Consider the following 6501-nt stretch of genomic DNA (forward strand, 5'->3'; position numbering starts at 1 on the left):
GTGAGGGTTGCCGTTGTGATCAGTTTTTCTTGGGCAATGATCTCTTCGATTTGGGTTAGGAACCATGGATCGATTTTAGAGAGATCAAATATCTCCTCTTTGGATAGTCCCATACGGAAACCTTGTCCTACGTAGAGGATACGCTCTGCATTCGGGCGGCGGATTTCGTGTTTAACAAACTCTAAATCACCCTCGATTGGATCGAAACCGCTTAGTCCTGTTTCCAGTGAGCAGAGGGCTTTTTGAACCGACTCTTTGAACGTTCGTCCGATTGCCATCGCTTCACCGACCGATTTCATACTAGTGGTGAGGGTCGACTCTGCTTCGGGGAATTTCTCAAACGTAAAGCGCGGTACTTTAGTGACGATATAGTCGATAACCGGTTCAAACGCCGCTGGCGTTCCCGTAATGTCATTGGTAATCTCATCGAGGGTAAATCCGACCGCGAGAAGGGTTGCGACCTTGGCAATTGGATAGCCGGTAGCTTTGGATGCGAGTGCGGATGAACGTGATACGCGCGGATTCATCTCGATAACAATCATACGTCCTGTTTCAGGGTTGACGGAAAACTGTACGTTTGATCCCCCCGTGTCAACGCCGATTTCACGTAAAATAGCAAACGATGCATCACGCATACGTTGATACTCTTTGTCGGTCAAGGTTAGGGCAGGGGCAATCGTGATCGAGTCACCCGTATGGACACCCATAGGGTCGAAGTTTTCGATGGAACAGACGATAATACAGTTATCGTTGCGATCTCGGATAACCTCCATCTCGTATTCTTTCCATCCAAGAAGAGATTCTTCGATCAAGATTTCGGTGATTGGAGACTCATCGAGTCCGCGTTGAGCGAGCATTTTGAATTCATCGATATTGTATGCAACACCGCTTCCGCCACCGGCGAGAGTGTACGACGCACGGATGATGATCGGAAAACCGATTGCTTCGGCAGCCGCTATCGCTTCTTCCATGTTATAAGCATAACGGGAAATCGGCAAGTCCATTCCGATTTTAACCATACACTCTTTGAATGCTTGGCGATCTTCCCCTTTTTTGATGGCACTTGGGTTAGCACCGAGGAATTCGATCCCCTCTAACATCCCGAGCTCGTGCATTTTCATCGCCGCATTGAGAGCCGTTTGTCCACCCATCGTCGGAAGGATGGCGTCAACTTTCTCTTTTTTGATGATTTCAGCAATGATCTCAGGTTTGATAGGTTCGATGTAGGTACGATCGGCAAATTCAGGGTCGGTCATAATCGTTGCCGGATTCGAGTTGATCAAAACTACGCGGTAGCCAAGTTCTTTGAGCGTCTTGACCGCTTGTGTCCCTGAATAGTCAAATTCACAGGCTTGACCGATGACGATCGGGCCTGATCCGATGAGTAATATCGTTTTGATGTCGTCGCGTTTTGGCATTGAGACCCCTCGTCATAAAAATTTTATTATTATAGACGAGAAGCACTTAAAATCCGATTACAAGTGCGGAGGAGAGGTTATCTTATTTGGGTAATTACATGAAAATAGGCGGGACTTTTACCGTAAAAATAAGGTTCGATGACGGCACTTTGATAGCCGCTGGCTTTTGTAATGGAGATGACTTTCCCCACTTTTAAGCCCGCCATAAAGATACGATCAAGTCCAGAGGTGAGCACTTCATCGCCAACTGAAATAGGGATCCATGTCGGGATAAACTCAACAATCAATCGTCTCGCATTGTTTCCCCGTACAATCCCCGGTGCGAGTGTCGCTCCTACACTAACCGCATAGGTACTTTTTACATCACCGTTTAAGAGGGCTAAGGGTTGAGATCCCTTACCGACGACAATCCCTGCCGCATAGCCACGATAGAGGAGACCGTATACTCGTTTGGGATCAAAATTTTCCATCTCAATCCATACACGGTGCGGATCACCGAAGCGGACATACGAGAGGGTGCGTACTAACTCGGTATGAGGTGTTGTTTGGAGTGTGCTGTTTTGTTCTAGCAGTAATTTTTTATATTCATCAGCTATTTGATGAAGATTTAAGAGCTCTTTTTCATAATAACGATTTTTATCCCGTAGATCGATAATAGTTGCTTGTTGATTAAAATGTTCTTCAACAGCGTGTTGAATTCTCTCAATACTATCAATATAAGATGATTTTACCGAATGAGTAAGGTGCAAAAGGGGAGATTGGAGAAAATTGGTAAAGTAGAGCGCTCCCCCCACGAAAATGGAGAGTAGAGCGGCGATGGTTAGCGTATGTTTATTCATTATCGAAGAGTTCGTGGAGTTGATCGATCTCTTCTAATGCGCGTCCGGTTCCGCGTGCAACACACAAAAGCGGCTCATCGGCAACGTAAACCGGAATTTTGATCGTTTCAGAGATATATTTATCGAGTTGACGGATGAGTGCTCCGCCTCCGGTGAGGATAACACCGTTATTTACGATATCACCTGCCAAATCCGGCGGCATGTTTTCGAGTACGTCACGCAATGCTTCAAGGATCTCTTTGAGCGGTTCACGCATCGCTTCACGAGCATCTTCACTGGAGAGTTCAATCGAAGTGAGGAGACCTTCGACTTGGTCACGCCCGTTGATGATCATTTTAAGTTCTTGGGCTAATGGCATCGCCGTACCGATATTGATTTTGATATCTTCGGCGATACGCTCACCGATCAAGAGATTGTATTTGCGTTTAACGTAATCCATGATGGCACGGTCGATTTTATCCCCTGCAACACGGATAGAGTTACACAATACGAGTCCGCCCAAAGAGATAACACCGATTTCAGTGGTACCGCCGCCGATGTCAACGATGATATTCCCTTTCGGTTCACGGATATCGATTCCCGCACCGATTGCCGCCGCCATAGGCTCATCGATCAAATACACTTCACGCGCTCCCGCACTCATAGCCGATTCACGAACCGCTTTACGCTCTACCTGCGTAAGACCGTATGGAATACAGATGATAATACGTGGGCTGATAAGGGTTGTACGTCCGTGCGCTTTTTCGATAAATTTACGGATCATTTTTTCCGTCATATCAAAGTCGGCGATAACGCCGTCACGCATAGGGCGGATCGCTTTGATATTCCCCGGTGTTTTACCGACCATCTCTTTGGCTTCGCGACCTACGGCAAGAACGCGCTGTTGACCGTATTTTTCTGTTTTTACCGCTACGACAGAGGGCTCATTGATGATGATACCTCTCCCTTTTGAAATAACGAGGGTATTTGCGGTTCCCAAGTCGATAGAGAGATCGTTCGAGAACATTCCGATAAGTTTATTAAATAGCATTGATTCTCCTATGCGCTTTTTTGAGTTGATTTTTTAATGTAGACAGGGGCGATACTCTCTTCTACAACCTCTTTGGTAATGAGTACTTCATATCCGCTGTATTCAGGAAGCTCGTACATGGTTTCGCCCATCGTCTCTTCCATAATAGCGCGGAGTCCCCGTGCTCCTGTTTTACGTGCTAATGCTTTTGCCGCAATCGCGTTGAGTGCCTCTTTTTCAAAGCTGAGTTCAACGTTATCGATAGCAAAGAGTTTGGTGTATTGTTTTACCAAAGAGTTCTTCGGCTCTGTCAAGATACGAACCATCTCCTCTTCAGTGATTTTGTTGAGGGAAGCGATGATCGGCAAGCGACCGATGAGCTCAGGGATGAGACCGTAGCTCACTAAATCATCCGGTTCGACATTCTCGAAACTGTCATCGATATCGGTAGTGCTTCGTTTGTCTTGACCGAAGCCCATGATGTTGGACCCTTTTTTACGCTCCAAAATTTGTCCCAGCCCGTCAAATGCTCCGCCGCAGATAAAAAGGATACCGGAAGTATCGATTTGGATGAAATCTTGGTTAGGGTGTTTACGCCCACCCTTGGGAGGGATGTTGACAACGGCACCTTCGATAATTTTGAGAAGCGCTTGTTGAACCCCTTCACCCGATACGTCACGGGTAATAGAACGGTTCTCAGACATGCGGGAAATTTTATCGATCTCATCGATAAAGACAATCCCCTGCTGTGCTCGCTCTACATCCCCATCTGCCGCTTGGAGAAGTTTGGTGAGGATGTTTTCGACATCTTCTCCGACGTATCCCGCTTCGGTAAGACTGGTAGCATCAGCAATCGCGATAGGGACATTGAGGACGCGTGCAATGGTTTGTGCCATCAATGTTTTACCGCTTCCGGTCGGTCCGATGAGGAGGACATTGGATTTGGCGATTTCGGTCTCATCTTCAACAAGGGTATGTTTAAAAATACGTTTGTAATGGTTGTATACGGCAACGGATAAAAGTTTACGTGAGCGTTGCTGACCGATAATGTATTGTCCTAAAAAGGTGTTAAGTTCTTTAGGCGTTAATAGCTCTGTATTTTTATGCTCTTGTGTCGAGGTGCTTTCACCTTCTGCATCACCAAACATGATTTTATAGGCAGAAAAAACACAATTTTTGCAAATATAAACATTATTTCCAGCAATGAGTGGGTTGTGATCGCTCTCCTGAGCGTCACAGAAACTACAATGGCGATGAATCATGATTGATTCCTTTCATACGGGATACCCCGTTTTGTGTTGACAATAAAGGTGCAGAGATTTTTAACTAACTCACTCGATGATTCTTCAAGCAAAGCAGCTGCTTGCTCTTGGAGCGGTTTTCCCGATTCGAAAAGCTCACGATAGGCTGATCTGAGAGCATCGATATCGCTCCGCTCGACATGACGGCGCAAACCGTTGAGATTGAGCCCGCGCAATACCGCTCGATTCCCCTCTGCGAGACAATAAGGAGGGACATCTTGCGAAAGTGCCGAAGCTCCCGCGATCATGGCGTAATCACCGATTTTGACAAATTGATGCACGGGTGTCATCCCGCCGATAACGGCGTAGTTCCCCATCTCGACGTGTCCTGCTAGTGTTGCGGCATTGGCGAGGATACAGTGATCTCCGATGATGACATCGTGACCCAAATGGACGTAACCCATGAAAAGATTATCGTTTCCGACAATGGTTTTGCCGCCGCCGCCCGCAGTCCCCGGATTAAAAAGGGTGAATTCACGGATTTTATTGCGATCCCCGATGATGAGTTCGACCTCTTCCCCGTCGTATTTCAAATCTTGCGGTATAGAGCCTAAAACGGCATGGGAAAAAATATCGTTATCTTCACCGATGGTGGTGTTTCCATAGATGCACGTACTGGCGGCAATTTTTGTCCCACGTCCGATTTTGGCTTTTCCTGAGATAAAGCAAAACGGTCCGATTTCGACATCCTCACCGATAATGGCGCCCTCTTCGATGAATGCTAATGGAGATATATTGCTCATTCTCTCTCGCTTACTTGTCAACGATCATGGCTTTGAGTTCGGCTTCGGAGACGAGGGTGTCATCGACATACGCTTTCCCCTCTAATACCCAAATCGATCCTTTGTGTTTTACCACAGTCATACGGTATTCTAATCGATCTCCCGGACGGACAGGGGCGCGGAATTTTGCACCGTCGATACTCATAAAGTAGACTACTTTGTGAGATGCTTCCTCTTCGGTCATATCCATACTTTGAAATGCCAAGATACCGCCAGCTTGCGCCATCCCCTCCAAAATCATAACACCCGGATAGATCGGATGACCCGGGAAATGGCCCTCGAAAATTTGTTCGCCGATAGTGACGTTTTTATAACCGATTAGTGACTCATTCGGAGTAATTGCAGTAACGCGATCAACAAGGAGAAAAGGGTAACGGTGAGGTAAAATTTTTTGAATTTGAACGACATCTATCATATTTGTGAACACCTTGGGTAAAAAATCCCCCAATTTTACCGCAAAAACGGTTAATAAAGTATAATAGTGTTTTTAACCGCTGAAAACTACTTTTTAAAGGCGCGTTGAACTAGCAAATCTGCCACCTCAAAGCTCGCATCCACAAACTCCAATTCCGGCAAATCTCGCATACTTTTTCGCTCTTCGACACTGTCAATTTTGACAATAATATTTGCCTCTTTAGTGTAGCCGAGTATCGCTTCGCTGATGAGACGGCGGTTTTGTTCACTGCTCATGGTGATGATGATTGCCTTCGCCTCTTTGACCATCAACGATTCTAAAACGGGAAGTTTGTTTAAGTGCCCGAAGTATGCCATGTAACCTAGTTTTCTCGCATGTAAAACGTGTTTTAGGTTGTCAGAGATGATAATGAAATTGGCACCCTTGGATTGCAGTGATGCGGCAACAATTTTCCCCAGCATCGCAAACCCTGCAACGATAATGTGATCTTGTCGAGAAATGGGGGTGATGACGTCGGACTCATAAAACTCTTTCTCAAAATATGACGAGAGTTTATAGATGTTTCCGATAATAAACGGGGTGAGAATCATCGAGATGACACTCACCAAAATCAAAAAGCTCGCCATCTCTTCACTGATCAGTTTTTGCGCTCCCGCCAAAGCAAAAATGGCAAAGGAGAACTCCCCGATTTGCGCGAGGGAGAGGGCGGTTTTCGCTGAGGTATTTTTATCGGAGTT

At 46.1% G+C, this 6501-nt stretch carries 7 protein-coding genes; all 7 read right to left on the minus strand.

The window, feature by feature from the left end:
* Positions 1 to 1418: carbamoyl-phosphate synthase large subunit (gene carB, locus JZU62_RS06550; RefSeq protein ID WP_295013093.1), on the minus strand; the 1418-nt coding region annotated here is incomplete at its 3' end.
* Positions 1419 to 1495: 77 nt separating this feature from the next.
* The gene (gene mreC / locus JZU62_RS06555; protein WP_295013095.1) at positions 1496 to 2257 is read right to left on the minus strand and encodes a rod shape-determining protein MreC; all 762 of its coding nucleotides are present in this window, start codon (positions 2255 to 2257) and stop codon (positions 1496 to 1498) included.
* Entirely contained in the window at positions 2250 to 3287 is a 1038-nt protein-coding gene (locus JZU62_RS06560; RefSeq protein WP_295013097.1) for a rod shape-determining protein, read from the minus strand. Before JZU62_RS06560 ends, mreC begins: the two co-directional genes overlap by 8 nt.
* An 8-nt stretch (positions 3288 to 3295) precedes the next feature.
* Positions 3296 to 4528, minus strand: a complete 1233-nt coding sequence (gene clpX, locus JZU62_RS06565) for an ATP-dependent Clp protease ATP-binding subunit ClpX (protein WP_295013099.1) — start codon at positions 4526 to 4528, stop codon at positions 3296 to 3298.
* On the minus strand, positions 4525 to 5310 hold the full coding sequence (gene lpxA / locus JZU62_RS06570; protein WP_295013101.1) for an acyl-ACP--UDP-N-acetylglucosamine O-acyltransferase: 786 nt from the start codon (positions 5308 to 5310) through the stop codon (positions 4525 to 4527). The genes clpX and lpxA overlap by 4 nt, the downstream gene beginning before the upstream one ends.
* Before the next feature lie 10 nt (positions 5311 to 5320).
* The gene (gene fabZ, locus JZU62_RS06575; RefSeq protein ID WP_295013103.1) at positions 5321 to 5764 is read right to left on the minus strand and encodes a 3-hydroxyacyl-ACP dehydratase FabZ; all 444 of its coding nucleotides are present in this window, start codon (positions 5762 to 5764) and stop codon (positions 5321 to 5323) included.
* Between the two features lie 86 nt (positions 5765 to 5850).
* Positions 5851 to 6501: NAD-binding protein (locus tag JZU62_RS06580; protein WP_295013106.1), on the minus strand; the 651-nt coding region annotated here is incomplete at its 5' end.

The organism is Sulfuricurvum sp. (assembly GCF_019163035.1).
In the GTDB taxonomy this organism is placed as follows: Bacteria; Campylobacterota; Campylobacteria; order Campylobacterales; family Sulfurimonadaceae; genus Sulfuricurvum.